The organism is Curtobacterium sp. A7_M15 (assembly GCF_030705415.1).
Classification (GTDB): domain Bacteria; phylum Actinomycetota; class Actinomycetes; order Actinomycetales; family Microbacteriaceae; genus Curtobacterium.
This window is the reverse complement of sequence record NZ_JAUZED010000172.1, coordinates 1-4531: the sequence shown is the minus strand read 5'-3', so window position 1 is coordinate 4531 and position 4531 is coordinate 1. Positions and strand designations below refer to the sequence as shown.

Here is a 4531-nt window from a genome sequence, read left to right as displayed (position 1 = left end):
GGCACCCCCGCGTCTCAGCGCGGGAACCCCGGCGGCCGCGCCGTCGCCACCGCCGACGCCCGGTCGAGCATCGCCGCCCGACCCCGCAGCGCGCGCAGGTCCCGCTCCCGCCGCAGCACGACCACCCCCGCGAGGAACACCTCGGGGTGGACCGCCGGCACCGGGTGCGCGTACTCGGCGACCGCTGCCGCCAGGGACCGTGCGGCGGCGTCCCGGAGTTCGGGCCGGAGGTCGGCGGCCCCGCGGAAGAACGCCCCGAGCCGGTTCTCGAGCCGCTGTGGGAGCGCCGACACGTCCGCGATCCCGGCCCAGGCCACGAGCTGCGCGGGCATGAGGACCTCCTGAGCACGCTGCGCTGCCGTCCGCTCGTGCTGCACGAAGGTCCCCGCGAGCAGGTCACCGAGCCGCCGCGGGCGCGAACCGAACAGGGCCACGAGCAGCGCGACCGAGCCGAACGTCATCCACAGCTCGAACAGTCCGACGAGGGCACGGGTGAACGCGTGCCGGAAGCCGATCGCTCCGCCGTCGAGCCGGACGACCCGGGTCCCGGTGGCGTACCGACCGACGCTCTTGCCCCGGGTGACGGTCTCGAGCGCCGCCGGGACGAGCACGAGCACGACGACGAGCACACCGATGCTGAGCGCCGCCGCCCAGGCCTCGTCGAGGTCGCTCGGCCAGACCCGCGACAAGCCGATCATGAGCATCACGTACAGCGCGAGCAGGCAGACGCCGTCGAGGAGCGCCGCCGCGAGCCGCAACGCGATGCCAGCGGGCTGCACGTCGAGCGCGACCGCCTCGCCGACGACGAGCTCGTCGTGGGTGTCGTCGAGCGCGACGACGAACCGGCCATCGGCGAGGTCGCGCGGCGCACGGGTCTTCGGCATGGGATCATTCTGTCGGAGACGCACGTCCACCGCCCGCGCGGCACGGACGCGCGGACACCGGACGCGCACGGACGTGCGGAACGGGACGACACCGGACGTGGCACGGACGCGCGCAGACCGGACGAGCGGGGGAGACGCTGTGGACCTGGACGCCTACACCGAGGTGCACCGCGACCGGTGGCAGGAGCTCGACCGGCTCGCCCGCACACGCCATGCCTCCGGCGCCGACGTCGATCGCCTCGTCTCCGGCTACCAGGCGGCAGCCACCGACCTCGCCCGCATCCGGGGCGCCGCCCCGCGGACCGCCGTCGGCGACCGGCTCTCGCTGACGCTCTTCCGCGCCCGACTCCGGTTCACCGGCACCCCCGTCGACCCGCTCGCGGCGGTGACGTCCTTCTTCGTCCTGCAGCTCCCCGCCGCCCTGTACCGCATCCGCTGGGTGTCGATCTGGGTCGCGGTCGCCACGGCGGCGATCGCGGCCGTCACGGCGGTCTGGATCACGACGACCCCGGGGGCCGTCGACACGTTCGGTACCCCCGAGGCGCTCCGGCAGTACGCGACCCAGGACTTCCAGGCCTACTACTCGGACCACGGCCTCGGCGCCTTCACCGCGCAGGTGTGGACGAACAACGCCTACATCGCCGCCACGATGGTCGCCTTCGGCGTCACCGGCCTGTTCGTGCCGTTCTCGATCGGCCAGAACGCCATCAGCCTCGGCGTCTCGGCAGCGATCATGCACGACCAGGGACACCTCGGGGACTTCTTCCTGTACATCGCTCCGCACGGGCAGCTCGAGCTGTACTCCATCTTCCTCGCGGCGGCCGCCGGACTCATGATCGCCTGGTCGTGGATCGCACCCGGAGCACGCACCCGCGCACAGGCCCTCGCCGAGGACGGCCGTGCGCTCATCACGATCGCGGTCGGGCTCGCCCTGACACTCCTGCTCTCCGGTCTCGTCGAGGGGACGGTCACGCGTCAGGACTGGCCGTGGCCGGTCAAGATCGGCATCGGCACCGTCGTGCTCGCCGCCGTGCTCTGGTACCAGTGGGTCCTCGGCGGCCGGGCGTACCGAGCGGGACAGCGCGGCGATCTCGAGGAGTTCGAGCGCGGCACCTCCGCCCTCGTCGCCGACTAGAGCCGCCCGGACGCCTTCGCGCGGATGTAGGCATCGGCGACGAGCGGCGGCACCTGCTCCGGCGCGGCCCGCACGACCTCGGCCCCGGCACGGCGCGCCACGTCCGCCACGCCGTCGGCGTCGAGGAGCGTGCGTTCGGCGGCAGCGCGTCGGTAGACGTCGCGGTCGCCACGGCTCGGGAGGGACGGCACGCGCCCGCCCCGTCGCTCCCGTCCCGGGGCGGTCGGCTCCACCGCCCCGCTCGCCATCCGCTCCACGGTCGGGTCCGTCACACTCGTGACGACGACGGCGTGCCGCCGCGTCAGTCGGGGGAGCACCGCGAGCAGGTCACCCGACGCGCCGACCGAGTCGAGGCTCGACGCGAGCACCACCAGGGCCCTCGACGTGGTGATCGAGTCGACGAGCCCGGGCACCGCCGACCAGTCGGTGGCGGCGATCCCGGGCTCCGCGAGCGCGAGCGTCTCGCCGAAACGCTGCACGACGTCGGAGCGCGTGGCACCGTGCACGCGACCCCGGACGGCGTCGTCCAGCACGGCGAGGTCCACCCGGTCGCCTGCCGCCGCCGCGAGGGCGCCGAGGAGCAGCGCCGACTCGATGAACGTGTCGAGCCGCGGTTCGTCGTCCACCCGGCCGGCACCGGCACGGCCGGCGTCGACGACCACGATCACCCGGCGGTCCCGTTCCGGACGCCACGTGCGCACCACGAGGTCCTGCCGACGGGCGGTCGCACGCCAGTCGATCGACCGGACGTCGTCACCGCGCACGTAGTCCCGCAACGAGTCGAACTCGGTGCCGTGACCGCGCAGCTGGAGGGTGGTCTCGCCGTCGAGCTCCCGGAGGCGCGCGAGCCGCGAGGGCAGGTGCCGACGGGACCGGAACGGCGGCGTGACGACGAGCTCGGCCGGCGCCGCGACGACGCGCTGGCGCGCGGCGAGCCCGAGCGGCCCGAACGCGCGCACGGCGACACCGGCTGACGACCGGCGACCACGGCGGAACGGGGCGAACCGCTGTCGCGCGGTCCGTCGTTCACCCGCGGGCACGTGGACGGGGATGCGGCGCGGGGCCTGCCCGGCGGACGGCTCCCACATGTCCCGCAGCATGCCACGGAGCGTCCGGCGGCCGTCGTTGGCGAGCACGAGCGTGCCGTCGGCGGTGGTGTCCCGGCGGGCGAGCCGGGGCATCCGCCGCTCCACCCGGACTGCGGTGAGGTCGGCGGCGAGCAGCACGTCGAGCAGCGCCGCCAGCATGACCACGCCCGCCCACGCGGCGCCGGCCCAGCCCGTGCCGAGCAGCACTGTGGGGACGATCGCGACGGCGAGGAGCGCGACGAACCGACCGGAGACCGCCACTAGATCGGCACCCGGACCTGCTCGAGCACCTGCTGCAGCACACCGTCGGCGCCGACGCCCTCGAGCTCGGCGTCGGCGGCGACCCGCAGCCGGTGCCGCCAGACCGGCAGCAGCATGGCCTGCACGTGGTCGGGCGTGATGGCGTCGTAGCCGGTGAGCCACGCCCACGCCTTCGCGGCGGCGAGGAGGGCCGTCGCACCGCGGGGGCTGACCCCGACCCGGACGGACGGTGCCTGTCGGGTGGCACGGGCCAGGTCCACGACGTACGCGAGGACGTCGTCGCGCGCCCCGACACCGCGGACCGCTCGCTGCGCCCGGAGGACCTCGTCGACACCGAGGACCGGGGCGATCCCGGCGGAGCGGACGTCCCGCGGGACGAAGCCGTCCGCGTGCCGACGGAGCACCTGCCACTCGACGTCCCGCGGCGGGACGTCGAGTGTGAGCTTCATGAGGAAGCGGTCGAGCTGGGCCTCCGGCAGGGTGTAGGTGCCCTCGAACTCGATCGGGTTCATCGTCGCCGCGACGAAGAACGGGTCCGGCAGCACCCGGGCGTCGCCGTCGACGCTGACCTGGCGTTCCTCCATCGCCTCGAGGAGCGCGGACTGCGTCTTCGGTGGCGTCCGGTTCACCTCGTCCGCGAGGAGCACGTTCGTGAAGACGGGACCCTCGCGGAAGGGGAAGGTCCCCGTCGAGGCGTCGTAGACGAGCGAACCGGTGACGTCGCCGGGCATCAGGTCCGGCGTGAACTGGATGCGCTTCGTGTCGAGCGACATCGCCGCGGCGAGGCTCCGGACGAGCAGCGTCTTCGCCACGCCCGGGACGCCCTCGAGCAGGACGTGCCCCTGCGCGAGGATGCCGACGATCATCCCGGAGACCGCGCCCTCCTGCCCGACGACGGCCTTGCCGACCTCGGCGCGCAGCCGCCCGAACGCATCGCGCAACGGATCGCCCGCGGGGGTGGCCTGCGGGGTCTGGGTGGTGGACGGATCGGTCACGGTCGTGCTCCTCGGTGGTCTCGGTCGGTCTGCTGGGCGCCGGTGGTCGCGGCGAGGACGGCACGCTCGAGGTCGTCGAGTGCCGCGACCCCGGCGGTCAGGGCTCGGTCGTCGGCGGCCGGGTCGCCGACGAGGACCGCCCCGACGCGCCGGTCGGGGATGCCGGTG

Annotated in this window: 4 protein-coding genes; 1 reads left to right on the top strand and 3 read right to left on the bottom strand. The window is 74.5% G+C overall.

Annotated features, from left to right (window positions below; genetic code table 11):
* Positions 1–14 precede the first annotated feature (14 nt).
* Positions 15–884, bottom strand: a complete 870-nt coding sequence (locus Q7F20_RS17810) for an RDD family protein (protein ID WP_305741395.1) — start codon at positions 882–884, stop codon at positions 15–17.
* 139 nt (positions 885–1023) lie between these two features.
* Between Q7F20_RS17810 and Q7F20_RS17805 the strand changes: the two genes are divergently transcribed.
* Complete coding sequence (locus Q7F20_RS17805) at positions 1024–2019, top strand: stage II sporulation protein M (RefSeq protein WP_305741397.1); 996 nt, start codon at positions 1024–1026, stop codon at positions 2017–2019.
* Here Q7F20_RS17805 and Q7F20_RS17800 read toward each other — a convergent pair.
* Positions 2016–3368: a DUF58 domain-containing protein gene (locus Q7F20_RS17800; protein WP_305741394.1), complete on the bottom strand. Its 1353-nt coding sequence runs from the start codon at positions 3366–3368 to the stop codon at positions 2016–2018. The two genes, Q7F20_RS17805 and Q7F20_RS17800, sit on opposite strands and share 4 nt — an antisense overlap.
* Positions 3368–4363 (bottom strand): AAA family ATPase, encoded by a 996-nt coding sequence (locus Q7F20_RS17795; RefSeq protein WP_370871729.1) that lies wholly within the window; start codon positions 4361–4363, stop codon positions 3368–3370. The genes Q7F20_RS17800 and Q7F20_RS17795 overlap by 1 nt, the downstream gene beginning before the upstream one ends.
* Positions 4364–4531 lie beyond the last annotated feature (168 nt).

Excerpts from the sequence above, each read along its gene's own strand:
- Q7F20_RS17810 (WP_305741395.1), bottom strand. The coding sequence starts at position 884 with ATGCCGAAGACCCGTGCGCCGCGCGACCTCGCCGATGGCCGGTTCGTC.